Below are 15059 nucleotides of genomic sequence, written 5' to 3' on the forward strand. Positions count from 1 at the left end.
CCTTTATCCCTTGTCCATGCCGGGCAGCTTGGCGCCGGAAAGCTGGGCGTAGAGCCGCGCAAGCGAGGAATCGTCGTCGCGCCCCATGCCGGCGCCGGAAGCGGCGAGATACATTTGCAGGGCGGCCGCCACCAGCGGCACCGGGTAGCGCTCGGCGCGCGCCATGTCCTGGACGATGCCGAGGTCCTTGACGAAGATCTCGATGGCGCTGAGCGGCGTGTAGTCGCCGGCGAGCACATGCGAGACGCGGTTCTCGAACATCCAGGAATTGCCGGCCGAGGCGGTGATCACCTCGTAGACCTTGTCGAGGTCGAGGCCCTGCTTGGCGGCAAAGGTGATGGCTTCGCAGGCGGCTGCGATATGCACGCCGGCCAGAAGCTGGTTGATCATCTTGAAGGCCGCGCCGGTACCCGCAGCGTCTCCCAACTCGTAGACCTTGGCGGCCATTGCGTCGAGCGCGGGGCGGGCTGCAGCGAAGGCTTGCGGCGAGCCCGACGCCATGATCGTCAGCTCGCCCTTCGCGGCGCGGGCGGCGCCGCCGGAGATCGGCGCATCGAGATAGTGCAAGCCGAGCGCTTCGAGCTGCTCCGCCAGGCGGCGTGCAATTGCCGGATCCATGGTCGCCGACGAGACGAAGACCGCGCCGGGCTTCATGGCCGCGGCGATGCCGTCTGCGCCGAACAGGACGGCCTCGGTCTGGGCGGCATTCACGACCACCGAAACGACAATATCGGCATCGGCCACGGTTTCGCGCAGCGTATTCGCACCGCGGCCGCCTTTGGCGGCGAAGCGCTCGACCGCTGCCGCAGCAATGTCGTAGCCGACGACATCGAGGCCGGCGCGCTTCATGGACTGGGCCATTCCGAAGCCCATCGATCCGAGACCGATCACCGCCGCGGTGACGCGTTCGGGACTTTCAGCATGCGATGACATGAATAGACTCTCCATCCCTGATGTGGCAGGCGGGCACCGCCGGACCGAATCCGGCGGCGCGGTTGGAGCTTACCGGTTCACGGTCTTTGCGGGAACCGCCAGCACAGCCAGCGAACCGATGACCAGCGCCGCGGCAAGGAGATACATGCCGGCGCTGTTGCTGCCGGTGAAGTCCTTGAGATAGCCGACCAGGAATGGCCCGAGGAAACCGGCGAGATTGCCGACCGAGTTGATCCAGGCGATGCCGGCCGCTGCTCCGGTGCCGGCGAGAAATGCCGTCGGCAGGGACCAGAAAAGCGGTGCGCAGCTGATGGCACCGGCTGCAGCCAGCGACAGGCAGACGATCGCGAGCGTGGTGCTCGTCGCCGTCGTCGCCGCGACGAACCCGCCGGCGGCGATGAGGGCCGGAACGACGAGGTGCCAGCGCCGTTCGCGCAACCGGTCGGACGAGCGCCCGAGCGCCAGCATGGCGATGAAGGTGCAGATATAGGGGATGGCGGATATCAGGCCGATGTTCAGGTTTCCGGTGACGCCGGTAGCCTTGACGAGCGTCGGCATCCAGAAATTTAGGCCGTATTGTCCGAGCACGAAGCAAAAATAGATGAGGCACATCAGCCAGACGCGGCGGTCGGTCAGCGTGCCGGCGATGCTGTGTGGGCTCGACAATTTGGTCCGGTTCTCGGCGTCGATATTGGCGCTCAGCACCTTCTTCTCTTCCTTCGTCAGCCACTTGGCGTGGCCGATGGCGTCATCGAGATAGAAGAACGTGGCGACACCGAAAACGACCGCAGGAATGGCCTCGATCAGGAACATCCACTGCCAGCCGGAAAGGCCGTGCGTTCCGTGGAAACTGTCCATCAGCAGGCCGGAAAGGGGATTACCGAAGATGGAGGATATCGGGATCGCCGACATGAAGGTGGTGATGATTTTGGCGCGCCGATGCGCCGGATACCAGGTCGTCAGGTAGAGAATGATCCCAGGGAAAAACCCTGCTTCGGCGACACCCAGCAGGAAGCGCAGGATGTAGAACACGGTTTCCGAGGTGGTGAATATGAAGGCAGCGGAGATGACGCCCCAGGTGATCATGATGCGGGCGATCCAGACCCGGGCGCCGACCCTGTTGAGGATGACGTTGCTCGGCACCTCGAACAGGAAATAGCCGATGAAGAAGATACCGGCACCGATGCCGTAGGCCGCTTCCGAAAGGCCGAGCTCGCTCGACATCTGCAGTTTCGCGAAGCCGACATTGACGCGATCGAGATAGGCGACCACGTAGCAGAGCATGAGGAAAGGGATGATGCGCCAAAAGACCTTGCTATAGGCGCGGTCCTCCACCGATCGAGCTGCATAGGCGCCGTCGATCGGCGCCTGGGTTTCCAGGGTCATGATTTTCCTCCTCCAGTAGTTTCGCCGGCGCCTCCCCTAGGCAATCCGACGATACGGCGCCAAGGATTGGCAGCGCTGCCACTTTTCCCTAGCGCAATTTGGCAGCGCTGCCAAATTAAAAATGGTAGCGCTGCCAAAACAAATGGCGTATCTGAAAAAGACAAGGCGGTCCGTCAGCGATGAGGAGCGATGGGGCGGCCGCAGCGGGAGAGTGGAGTCGGACGTGGATTTCGATTTCAAGCACAGCACGGTCACGCTTGCCGAGGTCGCCGCGGCCGCCGGCGTAGGCGAAAGCACGGTTTCGCGCGTCCTCAGAAACGAGGGTTCGTTTTCGCGCAAGGCGAGGGAGCGCGTGATGGAGGCCGTCGAGCGGCTCGGCTATGTGCCGAACCGGATTGCCGGAACGCTTGCTTCCGCCGGATCGCGGCTCGTCGCCTTCGTCATTCCGTCGCTCTCCAACATCGTCTTCCCCGACGTGCTGCGCGGGGCAAGCGGCGTCTTGGAGGCGAACCGGCATCAGGCCGTTTTTTCGGTGACCGACTACGATCCGCAGCGCGAGGAGGGGCTTGTCGCCGCCATGCTCGCCTGGCGACCGACGGCAGTGATGCTCGCTGGCTTCGAACATTCGGAAGGGACGCTGAAGATGCTGCGCGCCAGCGGCTGCCGGGTGGCCGAAGTGCTCGATGTCGACGGCACGGCCGTCGATCTGGCAGTCGGCTTTTCCAATCGTGCAGCGGGGTGCGCCAGTGCCGAATTCCTGCTGAAGCGGGGCTATCGCCGCATCGGCTATGTCGGCCATGACCTCGAACGCGATACCCGCGCCGGCAAGCGCTTCGCCGCCTTCTGCGAAAAGCTCGCCTCTTCCGGCACGCCGCTGGTCGGGCGGGAAATCTGTTCGGGTGCGTCGTCGGTGGAGAGCGGACGGCTGGGCCTGGAGCGGCTGCTCGCCCGGCACGCCGATCTCGATGCCGTCTATTTTTCGAACGACGACATGGCGCTCGGCGGCTACTTCCATTGCCTGGCGCGCGGCATCGCGATTCCTTCGCAACTGGCGATCTTCGGCTATAACGGCCTCGATATCGGAAGGGTGACGCCGCAGCCGCTCTCGACCATTCGCACGCCCCGTGTCCGGACGGGGCAGTTGGCGGCCGAGCTTGTCGTTGCCAACGCGCCACCCCAGGTGGTCGATCTCGGCTTCGAGCTGGTCGAAGGCGCAACCGCCTAAATTGAAAGGATCTGCCCCATGTCCGAGAGCCGCCTGCGCGAGGAAATCTGCCGTTACGGGCGATCGCTGTTCGAGCGCGGGCTGACGCCTGGCTCCTCCGGCAATATCTCGCTGAGGCTCGACGATGGCGGCTGGCTGGTGACGCCCACCAACGCCTCGCTCGGCTTTCTCGACCCGGCCCGCATCTCGCGGCTCGATCCCGAGGGTAGGCTCGTCTCCGGCGACAAGCCGACGAAGGAGATACCGCTCCATACGGCCCTCTACGAGTCGCGCAGCAGCGCCCGCGCGATCGTCCATCTCCATTCGACCCACGCGGTTGCGCTCACCATGCTGCCGGAGATCGATCCGCGCGCCGCGCTGCCGCCGATGACCCCTTACTACCTCATGCGCGCCGGCGAAACGGCGCTGGTGCCCTACTACCGTCCCGGCGATCCGGCGGTCGCCGACGCGATCCGCGGCCTTGCCGGCAAGTATTCCTCCGTGCTGCTCGCCAATCACGGCCCGGTCGTCGCCGGCGACAGCCTCGAAGCGGCGGTCTTCGCCACCGAAGAACTTGAGGAGACGGCGAAGCTCTATCTGCTGCTGCGCAACCTCAACCCGCGTTATCTTAGCCCGGACCAGGTGACCGACCTCGCCAAGACCTTCGGTCTCGATCTTCCGTCCCTCCATGATCACGAAGGGCATGACCACGGCTGAGCTTGCGCCTGCCAACGTCGGTGAATGTCGGTAGGAAACACGAAAACTGCCATTGCCGCCTACGAGCAAGTGCGCCGATGCTCGTCTGAGCAGCCCCCGGGTTTATCGATGCGTCTCGTCCAGTTTGCGTGGCCGATGTACCAGCGTGACGAGCACGAAGGAAATGATCATCAACAGGTACCAGGCGCCGAGCTTGTTGATGGATACGGGCGTCCAGCCGTGCGATTGCGACGGATAGATCCACGCACGTGACCATGTGGCAATGTTCTCTGCGAACCAGATGAACAGCGCCACCAGCAGGAAGCCGAGCATCAAGGGCATGCGGTGGCGAAAGCGGAAGACGCGATAGTGCACCACAGTGCGCAGATAAATTATCGCAGTCGCCGCGAACAGCCCGTAGCGAACGTCTATGGTGAAGTGGTGGCTGAAGAAGTTGACATAGATCGCGACTGCCAGAAGCGCGGTCGACCAGACCGGCGGATAATGGGTGTAGCGCATGTCGAAGATGCGGCTGATGCGGGCGAGATAGGAGCCGACAGCCGCATACATGAAACCGGAGAAAAGCGGCACCGCGCCGATCCGGAAGATGCTTTCCTCAGGATACATCCATGAGCCTGCCGCGGTCTTGAAGACCTCCATGACCGTGCCGACGACGTGGAAGATCAGAATGACCTTCGCCTCGGACGAGGTTTCAAGCCTCGCTGCCAGCATTGCAAATTGGATGCCGAGCGCCGCCAGAAAGAGAAAGTCATAGCGGGCCAGGAGAGCATCTTCGGGCCAGAACTGATGAGAGGCGATGATCAGGGCGAGCAGCAGTCCGCCGAACAGGCACGCCCATGCCTGCTTCAACCCGAAGACGGTGAATTCAACCAAGGCACCTGCGAAGCCGTGCGCGGGCAGGGCGTCGAGTATTCGGTGAGCGGCCGCATCTATCTGCGCCTCAAGCGAAGTGAAGCGGCGTGCGGGCGCTACGTCCAAGGACGGTGTCGGACCATGGCCGAGATCGTCGAAGCGTTCGAATTTGGGCTGATCTGTCATGCGTGCTAGTTGCTGGAACTACGCTACAACCGATGAGGAGAGTTTTGCGCTTTTTTGTGTCCAAGAGGCTAGCGGACGCCTATTTCTAAAGACCCCATCTCGGGGCCCTCTGGCGCCTGTTCAATTTCGCATTGCACAACAGCAACCTATTCTTTTGATGCGTCGCCGCAACGAACTGGCCTTGACCGCCGCTCTCTTCCCGCCTCTATTCATATGACTGATCCGGTGGACCAACCAGTGGATCAGTCGAGGAGTGGCGCCGATGACTGGCAGTCCGATACTCACGCAGATGCCGAAAGTGGGGCGCAGCCTCGACCGCCGCACGGCGCGCGAGATGATTGCCGACAAGCTGATGGTGCTGGTGGCGACGAACATGCTCCGCCCGGGTGACGAACTGCCGGGCGAGCGGGAACTTGCCAACGTCCTACATGTCAGCCGTGAGACGGTGCGCGGTGCCATTCAGACGCTCGCGGCCCGCGGCATCATCGAGGTCTCCCAGGGAAGCCGCAGCCGCGTCGCCGATGTCGATCTCAGCGACGTCACCGTGACGATCGCTTCACCCAACGCCATCGACAGCTATGATCTCGAGGACGTCCATGCCGCCCGCCAGCATATCGAGCTGAAGGTGGTGGGCGACGCCGCGGAAAACATCGACGAAGAGGCGCTGAAGAAGCTCGAAACCCTGCTCGAGGCACAAAAACTCTGCGGCGACGATGCGATGCGCTTCCTAATCTGCGACCGCGAGTTCCACGTGGCGATCTACAGGGCCTGCGGCAATCCGCTGCTCTCGGATTTTGTGACGGACCTTTATACTTACATGATGGACTACCGGCGCAGCGCCATGTCGCGCCCGGGCGCGATCGAGGCCAGCTACAAGGATCACAGCGAAATCGTCGAGGCGCTGCGGCGGCACGACCGCGAAGCGGTCGTCGCGGCCTTTCACCAGCACCTCATGCGCATTTATCGGACGACGAAGGAACTGCTCGTCGACGGAAACGGCAGGAAACAGAAACAGAAGGGTACGCGCAATCCGGAGTGACCGGATGTGGCCGAACGAGGAGGTTCGCCGCGAATGCATGTCATGATCATCGGTGCGGCCGGCATGATCGGCCGGAAACTTGTCGAGAAACTCGCGGCGGAGCCGGACGCCCTCGGCTATGAGATTGGCCGGCTGACCCTGGTCGACGTGATCGAGCCGCCGGTCCCCGCGGCCTATTCCGCGATCTCGACGGCGCTGGCGCTCGATCTCTCGACGGAAGGCTGCGCCGGGCAGCTCGTCGCGACCCGGCCGGACGTTATCTTTCATCTCGCGGCGATCGTTTCGGGCGAGGCGGAGGCGGATTTTGACAAGGGCTACCGCGTCAATCTCGACGGGACGCGGGGGCTCTTCGAGGCGATCCGCAGCGAAGGTCAGCGCGAGCGCTATGTCCCGCGCGTTATCTTTGCTTCCTCGATCGCCGTCTTCGGCCGGCCCTTCCCGGAGAGGATCGGCGACGAGTTCTTCACGACACCGCTGACGAGCTACGGCACGCAGAAGGCGATCTGCGAATTGCTGCTTGCCGATTATTCGCGCCGCGGCCTCTTCGACGGCATCGGCATCCGCCTGCCGACCATCTGCGTCCGGCCGGGCAAGCCGAACAAGGCGGCCTCCGGCTTCTTCTCCAACATCCTGCGCGAGCCGCTCGCCGGGCAGGAGGCCGTTCTGCCGGTCGACGAAAGCGTCCGGCACTGGTTCGCAAGCCCGCGCTCGGCGGTCGGTTTCTTCGTCCATGCCGGTCGAATCGATACGAGCCGGATCGGGCCGCGGCGCAACCTGACCATGCCGGGATTGTCGGCGCTGGTCGGCGAGGAGATCGAGGCGCTGAAGCGCATTGCCGGCCCGAAGGCCGCGGGGCTCATCCGCCGCGAACCGGATCCGGTCACCGCCGCGATCGTCGCCGGCTGGCCGACGAATTTCGACGCGCGACGCGCGCGCGAGCTGGGCTTCACGGCCGAAAGCAGCTTCGACGAGATCATCAGGATCCATGTCGAGGATGAACTCGGAGGGAAGATCTGACATGGCACAAGGCAACAGATCGGGCGAGGGAAAGATTGCGCTGGTGACGGGCGGAGGGTCCGGCATCGGCCTCGGTATTGCCCGGCGGCTGAGTGGCGAAGGCTATCGCCTCGTTATCACCGGACGCCGTCCGGACGTATTGGAGAAAGCGGCTGCCGAAATCGCCGCGGAAAGCGGCGGCGTTGTCCGGGCAATCGCCTGCGATGTCGGCGACCCCGGTCAGGTTGCGGCACTGTTCGACGCGATCCGGGCCGAGTTCGGCCGGCTCGACCTGCTCGTCAACAATGCCGGTTCGAGCGTGCCGCCGGTGCCGCTCGAGGAGGTCACCTTCGAGCAGTGGAGCGGAATTCTTGCCGCGAACCTCACCGGCGCCTTCCTCTGCACCCAGCAGGCTTTCCGGCTGATGAAGGCGCAGGAGCCGCGCGGCGGCCGGATCATCAACAACGGCTCGATTTCGGCGACGACCCCCCGGCCCAATTCTGCGCCCTATACAGCGACGAAGCACGCCATCACCGGGCTTACCAAGTCGACGGCGCTCGATGGGCGGCCCTTCGACATCGCCTGCGGCCAGATCGACATCGGCAATGCCGCAACCGACATGACGCAGAAGATGAGCAGCGGCGTGTTGCAGGCCAATGGCGAGATCGCGGCGGAGCCGACGATTCCCGTTGAACATGTCGCCGATGCGGTCGTCTACATGGCGAGCCTGCCGCTTTTGGCAAACGTGCTGACGATGACGGTGATGGCGACGAAGATGCCGCTGGTCGGCCGCGGATAGATCAAAGCCTTCGCCCGTCCACGAGGAGGGATGGTGGCGAAGCCAGGAATGAGTTCTGGGAGGAACGCGAATGGCAGGCGTGGATTTTGTCGATGTCCGGAAATCCTTCGGGCAGTTTCCGGTCATCAAGGGCGTCAACATCGAGATCGAGGACGGCGAATTCGTCATTCTCGTCGGCCCGTCCGGCTGCGGAAAATCGACCTTGCTCCGGATGTTGGCGGGCCTCGAGAACATCACTGCCGGCGAAATCCGCATCGGCGACCGCGTCGTCAACCGGCTGCCGCCGAAAGATCGCGACATCGCCATGGTGTTCCAGAACTACGCGCTCTATCCGCACATGACGGTCGCCGACAACATGGCCTTCTCGCTGATGCTGGCAAGCAGGCCGAAGGCCGAGATCGACAAGCGGGTCGGCGTGGCGGCGGATATTCTAGGCCTCTCGAAGTTGCTCGACCGCTTTCCGCGCCAGCTTTCCGGCGGCCAGCGTCAGCGCGTCGCCATGGGCCGGGCGATCGTGCGCGATCCGCAGGTGTTCCTGTTCGATGAACCGCTCTCGAACCTCGACGCGAAGCTGCGCGTCGCCATGCGCGCCGAGATCAAGGAATTGCACCAGCGGCTGAAGACGACGACGGTCTATGTCACCCATGACCAGATCGAGGCGATGACCATGGCCGACAAGATCGTGGTCATGCATGACGGCATCGTCGAGCAGATCGGCGCACCGCTCGAGCTCTACGACCATCCGGCCAATCTCTTCGTCGCCGGCTTCATCGGTTCGCCGGCAATGAACATGATTCGCGGCCGGCTTCACTCCGAAGACCCGACGGCCTTCATGACCGCCGACGGCACGGCGCTTCCCGTCGCCCGGCCTGCTGCGGCCGCCCGCGGCCGCGATCTCGTTTATGGCCTTAGGCCCGAATACATGTCGCTCGACCCGAACGGTCTTCCGGCCGAGGTCGTGGTGATCGAGCCGACCGGTTACGAAACTCAGATGATCGCCAGGCTCGGCGGCCACGAGGTGACCTGTGTGTTTCGTGAGCGGGTGACTGCCAAGCCCGGCGAAACGATCCGCCTGGCGATCGATGGCGCCCATGTTCACCTGTTCGACGCCGAAACCGGACGGCGACTATTCGACTGATGCCCGAGCGGACGGGGAAGGGGAGGAGCCTTCCTCGATGCCGCGCGGGTGATGCCAGGCAATGCCAGGCATCGGGGTCGCCGCATTCGCCAAGCGGGACGGCGAATGGCGGAAGAAATGCTCCCGCTGTTTTAAGGAGGAGTACCAAATGCCGATAAAGAGACGTGACTTTCTCGCAGGTTCCGCGGCGATTGCCGGTATAACGGGGCTTTCGCCGCTCGGGATCCGCCCATCCTTCGCGCAAGCCGCCGAGCCGAGCTACAAGCCGGAAGAAGGCGCAAGCCTCAGGCTTCTGAGGTGGACGCCCTTCGTCAAGGGCGACGAGGACGCCTGGCTTGCCAACACCAAGAAGTTCACCGAGGCAACCGGCGTCGAGGTCCGCATTGACAAGGAAAGCTGGGAAGACATTCGCCCGAAGGCGGCCGTCGCCGCGAATGTCGGCTCCGGCCCGGACATGGTGATGTGCTGGTTCGACGATGCGCATCAATATCCGGACAAGCTCGTCGACGTCACCGAACTCGCCAATTACCTCGGCAACAAATATGGCGGCTGGTACGACGGCGTGAAGGGCTATGCGACTCGTGACGACAAGTTCATCGCCATGCCGCTGACGGCGATCGGCAACGCCGTCTGCTACCGCGACAGTCATATGAAAGCGGCGGGCTTCAGTGAATTCCCCAAGGACACGGCAGGCTTCCTCGAGCTCTGCAAGGCGATGAAGGCCAAGGGCACGCCGGCCGGCTTCCCGCACGGTAAGGCGGTCGGCGACGGCAACAACTACGCCCACTGGCTGCTCTGGAGCCACGGCGGCAAGATGGTCGACGAAGGCGGCAAGGTCACCATCAACAGCCCCGAGACGCTGGCGGCGATCAACTACGCCAAGCAGCTCTACGAGACCTTCATTCCGGGCACGGAAAGCTGGCTCGACATCAACAACAACCGCGCCTTCCTCGCCGGCCAGGTATCGCTGACGGCGAACGGCGTCTCGCTCTACTATGCTGCCAAGAAGGACGCGGCGCTCGCCGACTTGGCGGCGGATATCCGCACCACCAACTTCCCGATCGGCCCGGTCGGCCAGAGCGTCGAGCTTCACCAGACGAGCTCGATCCTGCTCTTCAGCCACAGCCAATATCCGGAAGCGGCCAAGGCCTATATCAAGTTCATGATGGAGGCCGACCAGATGAATGCCTGGATACAGGGCTCGAGTGCCTATTGCTGCCAGCCGCTGAAGGCCTTCGCCAACAACCCGGTCTGGACCTCCGACCCGATCCATGCGCCCTATGCCAAGGCCTCCGAGACCCTTCGGCCGAACGGCTATGCCGGTCCGCTCGGCTATGCCTCGGCAGGCGTTATGGCGGATTACGTCCTGGTCGACATGTTCGCAGCCGCAGTGACCGGCCAAATGACGCCCGAGGACGCCGTTGTCGAGGCCGAACGACGGGCGAACCGCTACTATCGCGTCTGATCCCTCGTGGCGGCTGTCGGCCGCCGCGACCACCGATGACGCCGGCGGCGAGGCCGCCGGCTCTGCTTCTGAACCCATTTCCTGGTCGGAGAAATTCGATGTCCATCACGTCGTCCGGAAAGGCGCCATCTGCCATGGCTTCGCTGATGCAGAACAACAATGTGCTCGGCCTGCTGTTCATGTTGCCGGCCGCCGTCTTTCTCATCTGCTTCCTCACCTATCCGCTGGGGCTCGGCGTCTGGCTCGGCTTCACCGACACCCGCATCGGCCGCGATGGCATCTTCATCGGCCTAGAGAACTACGCGTTCCTGGCACGGGATTCGGTCTTCTGGCTCTCGGTCTTCAATACGCTGCTCTATACTTTCGTGGCGTCGATCCTCAAGTTCGCGCTCGGCCTGTGGCTGGCGCTGCTGCTCAACGAAAACCTGCCGTTCAAATCCTTCTTCCGCGCCATCGTCCTTCTTCCCTGGGTGGTGCCGACGGTGCTTTCGGCGCTCGCCTTCTGGTGGATCTACGATTCGCAGTTCTCGATCATTTCCTGGTCGCTGATGCAGCTCGGGTTGATCGACGGGCCGATCAACTTCCTCGGCGATCCGACCAATGCGCGCGCCTCGGTCATCGCCGCCAATGTCTGGCGCGGCATTCCCTTCGTGGCGATCTCGCTGCTTGCCGGGCTGCAGACAATCCCCGCCTCGCTGCAGGAGGCCGCCTCGCTCGATGGCGCCACCAGCTGGCAGCGCTTCCGCTACGTCACGCTGCCGATGCTGACCCCGATCATCGCCGTGGTGATGACCTTCTCGGTGCTCTTCACCTTTACGGATTTCCAGCTCATCTACGTGCTGACCAAGGGCGGGCCGGTGAACGCCACCCATCTTATGGCGACGCTCTCCTTCCAGCGTGGCATTCCGGGCGGCCAGCTCGGCGAGGGCGCGGCGATCGCCGTCGCCATGGTGCCATTCCTGCTCGCCGCCATCATGTTCAGCTTCTTCGGCCTGCAGCGTCGCAAGTGGCAGCAGGGCGGACAGGACTGAGGAGGAAAAGATGAACACGACCACGAGAATACCGGACGAGGTCCTCACCGATACCGCCGAGGGGATGAGCTATCTCAACCGTCTGCCGCGCCGGATCGTTACTCTCTACCTGCCGATGGCGGTCTTCGTCTTCGTGCTGCTGTTCCCGTTCTACTGGATGGCGATCACGGCGGTGAAACCGAATTCACAGCTCACCGACTACAACAATTACAGTCCCTTCTGGGTCGTCGGCCCGACGCTCGACCACATCAAATACCTGCTGTTCGAGACCTCCTATCCCGGCTGGCTATGGAACACGATGCTGGTCGCCGTCGGCTCGACGATCCTTTCGCTGGCGGCGTCGATCTTCGCGGCCTATGCGATCGAGCGGGTGCGCTTCACCGGCTCGCGGCCGGTCGGGCTGATGATCTTCCTCGCCTATCTGGTGCCGCCGTCGATCCTGTTTATTCCGCTCGCCTTCATCGTCTTCAAGTTCGGCATCTATGATTCCAAGCTGGCGCTGATCTTCACCTATCCGACCTTCCTCATCCCGTTCTGCACCTGGCTGCTGATGGGCTATTTCCGCTCGATCCCCTTCGAGCTCGAGGAAAGCGCGCTGGTGGACGGGGCGACGCGCTGGCAGATCCTCGTCAGGATCATCCTGCCGCTTGCCGTGCCGGGCCTGATATCGGCCGGCATCTTCGCCTTCACGCTGTCCTGGAACGAGTTCATCTATGCGCTGACATTCATCCAATCGTCGGAGAACAAGACCGTGCCGGTCGGCGTGCTGACGGAACTGGTGCGCGGCGACGTGTTCGAATGGGGCGCGCTGATGGCCGGCGCGCTGTTCGGCTCGCTGCCGGTGGTCATCCTCTATTCGTTCTTCGTCGACTATTACGTCTCGTCGATGACCGGCGCGGTCAAGGAGTGACGGTCTCACCTATCATCGCTTGCCCGCAACGAGGAAGACAAGGATGGCGAGGACCGCGGCAAACGGCGCCAGGGCGCCCAGGTCCTCCATGGCCCAAAGGGTGAGCCCGCTATAGAGACACCACAGGATCGGGATGGGCAGAAGCAGCCACAGCTTCTTTTGCCCGACCATCAGCATGGCGCCGAAGGTCGTTGCAACCGTCGGATCCGGCATCATCCCGAAGGTTTCCGCCGTGGCGGGCGGACGGCCTGCGACAAGGGCGATGAAGGGATAGGCGAGCAGGCCGCAAACGGCGAGGGCGATGCCGCCGTGATGACGCAGGCCGCCTGAGTTGGTGGGCGAGCGCGGCAGGAGGGCGGCCAGAACCAGCAATCCTGACTGGAGAAAAAAGGCAGCGGCAGCATAGGACATCGCCCAGTTGATGCTGGCATAGCGCGTCCACAGGAACTGCCAGGCGCAGAAGGCCCATGCCAGGGCGAAGAGCGGGAGAACCGCAATCCGGGCGCGGGACGCCTGCAGGGCTGCCGGAACGAGCAGGGCGAGCGCGCCTGCGATGAAGACAAGCTGAAGCGGCCAGAATTCCTGATTGTAGCGTTCGATGAGGCGGAAATAGACGCGCGGCGAGAACATCAGGAAGTCGGCGAGCGTGTAGGTCCCCCATTCGGACATCAGCCACGCTTCCCGTCAGGAGCCGAGCGGCCGCTCACAGCGCTTCCACATAGTCGATCATGCGCCGGCGCAGCTTCTCGTCCGGCAGGACGCCGCCTGCGGCCTCGAGGTTTTCCCGCACGTGATCGATCCGGGTGGTCGCCGGGATGACGCAGGTGACCGCCGGATGGGAGATGATGAATTTCAAGAGGAACTGCGCCCAGTTGCGTGCGCCCGTCTCTGCGAGCCATTCCGGCAGCGGCTCGTCCTCGATCTGGCGGATCAAATTACCCTCCCGGAACGGCCGGTTGGCAATGACGGCGAGGCCTTTTTCCCGGGCCAGAGGCAGGATGCGCTGCTCGAGCTCGCGATCGAGGATATTGTAGGTCGCCTGGACGAAGTCGATTGGCTGGCTCGCCATGACCTTCTCGATCTCGCGGTGTCTGCGCCCTTCCGATGTCGTGATGCCGACATAGCGCAACTGCCCTGCCGCCTTCATTTCAAGGAGAGCCGGCAGGTGGTCTTCCCAGGAGACGAGATTGTGCACCTGCATGAGGTCAAACTTGTCGACGCCCCAATAGGCGCGCGACGCCGCGATCTGCGCGCTTCCCTGTCCCGCATCCGATATCCAGACCTTCTCGGCGGAAAACAGGCGCTCCGGATGGCCGAGCTTACGGAGACCGTAACCGATCGTCGGCTGCGAGGAACTGTACATCGGCGAGGAATCGATCATGCGGCCGCCGCCCTCGAAGAAGGCGGCCATCACCGCGGCGCATTCCTCCATGAGCACCGGGTCGTCGCCGACATTGAAGGTGATCCAGGTGCCGAGACCGACCACCGGGATCGGTTCTCCGCTTGACGGAATCGGCCTCGTGAGAATGCCGGCCGGCTGGCCAACCGCCAGTCGCGGCGCGAACGGCAGCAATGCGCCGATGCCAAGCCCCTGAATGGTCGCGCGCCGAGTGATCTTCATCGGTCGCCCCTTCGCAAAGCCTACTCCTGCATGCTTCCCTAGATCGTAGCCGATTTGAGGACAAAAGCATGCAGCCATTCAAGGTGCGCTGATAAGACGCGGCACTGTAGCATCGGGCGCATAATGAACCCGCTTGCCACGGCGCTGAAGCCACGAAGTCGTGATCGGTGCAGAGAGCCGACGCTCAGGCGCTTCCGCTGAAGGCGCGTTCGAGCGCGGCGATGTCGAGCTTCACCATGCCGAGCATGGCCTCGGTTGCGCGTTTGGCCCGGTCGCGGTCGGGACTGGACATCATCTCTCCCAGGACGCGCGGTGCGATCTGCCAGGAAAGGCCCCATCGGTCCTTCAGCCAGCCGCATTGTTCGGCTTCGCCGCCATTGGCGAGAAAAGCGTCCCAGATGCGGTCGATTTCATCCTGGCTGTCGCACTCGACCAGGATCGAGAAGGCGTGGTTGAAGGGATCGAGCGGCCCGGCTTCGAGCGCGATGAAATTCTGGTCCTCCAGCGTGAACTCGATCACCTTGAGGCTGCCGGGAGGGCCGCTCGTGGTCTCCGCCGGCACGGCTGTCTCGCCCGAAATGGTGGAGTTCGGGATTGTCGAAACGTAAAAGTCGACGGCGTCGCGGGCTTCCTTGGCAAACCAGAGATGTGAGACGATCTTGGCCATCGAATAAGCTCCTCGAGATGTTCGATTGCCGAAGGACGTTCTGGTTTGCCGGAAGCCGACAGACTGAGCGCAAGAATCTTCGTCTGATCGCCCGTTGCCTCCGCCGGCAAGCTCC

Annotated in this window: 15 protein-coding genes; 9 read left to right on the forward strand and 6 right to left on the reverse strand. The window is 63.3% G+C overall.

All coding sequences use genetic code 11. The features are described 5' to 3' along the window. Positions 1-3: 3 nt before the first annotated feature. Positions 4-933, reverse strand: a complete 930-nt coding sequence (gene ltnD / locus CO656_RS11285) for an L-threonate dehydrogenase (protein ID WP_097525821.1) — start codon at positions 931-933, stop codon at positions 4-6. Positions 934-1002: 69 nt separating this feature from the next. Next, positions 1003-2319 (reverse strand): MFS transporter, encoded by a 1317-nt coding sequence (locus tag CO656_RS11290; RefSeq protein ID WP_097525822.1) that lies wholly within the window; start codon positions 2317-2319, stop codon positions 1003-1005. A 223-nt stretch (positions 2320-2542) separates the two neighbouring features. Here CO656_RS11290 and CO656_RS11295 point away from each other — a divergent pair, with 223 nt between their 5' ends. Both CO656_RS11295 and CO656_RS11300 read left to right on the forward strand, forming a co-directional pair. Next, positions 2543-3544, forward strand: coding sequence for a LacI family DNA-binding transcriptional regulator (locus CO656_RS11295; protein ID WP_097525823.1), 1002 nt, complete (start codon positions 2543-2545; stop codon positions 3542-3544). A gap of 18 nt (positions 3545-3562) precedes the next feature. Next, entirely contained in the window at positions 3563-4240 is a 678-nt protein-coding gene (locus CO656_RS11300; protein WP_097525824.1) for an aldolase, read from the forward strand. A 102-nt stretch (positions 4241-4342) separates the two neighbouring features. Here the strand turns inward: CO656_RS11300 and CO656_RS11305 are convergent, their stop codons facing one another. Then, entirely contained in the window at positions 4343-5278 is a 936-nt protein-coding gene (locus tag CO656_RS11305; RefSeq protein WP_234819751.1) for a DUF817 domain-containing protein, read from the reverse strand. A 262-nt stretch (positions 5279-5540) separates the two neighbouring features. Between CO656_RS11305 and CO656_RS11310 the strand changes: the two genes are divergently transcribed. The 7 genes from CO656_RS11310 (at position 5541) to CO656_RS11340 (ending at position 12656) form a co-directional block, all read left to right on the forward strand. Continuing rightward, positions 5541-6317 carry a FadR/GntR family transcriptional regulator gene (locus CO656_RS11310; RefSeq protein WP_037419138.1) on the forward strand — a complete coding sequence of 259 codons (777 nt, stop codon included), beginning with the start codon at positions 5541-5543 and terminating at the stop codon, positions 6315-6317. 33 nt (positions 6318-6350) lie between these two features. Then, on the forward strand, positions 6351-7334 hold the full coding sequence (denD, locus tag CO656_RS11315) for a D-erythronate dehydrogenase (protein WP_037419141.1): 984 nt from the start codon (positions 6351-6353) through the stop codon (positions 7332-7334). 1 nt (position 7335) lies between these two features. Next, positions 7336-8112: an SDR family oxidoreductase gene (locus CO656_RS11320; RefSeq protein WP_097525825.1), complete on the forward strand. Its 777-nt coding sequence runs from the start codon at positions 7336-7338 to the stop codon at positions 8110-8112. 70 nt (positions 8113-8182) lie between these two features. Beyond that, positions 8183-9250 carry a sn-glycerol-3-phosphate ABC transporter ATP-binding protein UgpC gene (ugpC, locus tag CO656_RS11325; RefSeq protein ID WP_097525826.1) on the forward strand — a complete coding sequence of 356 codons (1068 nt, stop codon included), beginning with the start codon at positions 8183-8185 and terminating at the stop codon, positions 9248-9250. Positions 9251-9398: 148 nt separating this feature from the next. After that, positions 9399-10715 (forward strand): ABC transporter substrate-binding protein, encoded by a 1317-nt coding sequence (locus tag CO656_RS11330; protein ID WP_097525974.1) that lies wholly within the window; start codon positions 9399-9401, stop codon positions 10713-10715. 98 nt (positions 10716-10813) lie between these two features. After that, positions 10814-11746 (forward strand): sugar ABC transporter permease, encoded by a 933-nt coding sequence (locus CO656_RS11335; RefSeq protein WP_037419148.1) that lies wholly within the window; start codon positions 10814-10816, stop codon positions 11744-11746. Positions 11747-11756: 10 nt separating this feature from the next. Further along, positions 11757-12656 carry a carbohydrate ABC transporter permease gene (locus CO656_RS11340; RefSeq protein WP_037419151.1) on the forward strand — a complete coding sequence of 300 codons (900 nt, stop codon included), beginning with the start codon at positions 11757-11759 and terminating at the stop codon, positions 12654-12656. A gap of 12 nt (positions 12657-12668) precedes the next feature. Here the strand turns inward: CO656_RS11340 and CO656_RS11345 are convergent, their stop codons facing one another. The 3 genes from CO656_RS11345 to CO656_RS11355 all read right to left on the reverse strand — a co-directional run bounded on the left by CO656_RS11345 (position 12669) and on the right by CO656_RS11355 (position 14944). Further along, on the reverse strand, positions 12669-13325 hold the full coding sequence (locus CO656_RS11345) for a DUF6064 family protein (protein WP_097525827.1): 657 nt from the start codon (positions 13323-13325) through the stop codon (positions 12669-12671). Between the two features lie 34 nt (positions 13326-13359). Beyond that, positions 13360-14277 (reverse strand): aldo/keto reductase, encoded by a 918-nt coding sequence (locus CO656_RS11350; protein WP_097525828.1) that lies wholly within the window; start codon positions 14275-14277, stop codon positions 13360-13362. Between the two features lie 184 nt (positions 14278-14461). After that, positions 14462-14944: a VOC family protein gene (locus CO656_RS11355; protein WP_097525829.1), complete on the reverse strand. Its 483-nt coding sequence runs from the start codon at positions 14942-14944 to the stop codon at positions 14462-14464. Positions 14945-15059 lie beyond the last annotated feature (115 nt).

Origin of the sequence: Sinorhizobium sp. FG01, from assembly GCF_002531875.1 — a bacterium.
Taxonomy (GTDB): domain Bacteria; phylum Pseudomonadota; class Alphaproteobacteria; order Rhizobiales; family Rhizobiaceae; genus Sinorhizobium; species Sinorhizobium fredii_C.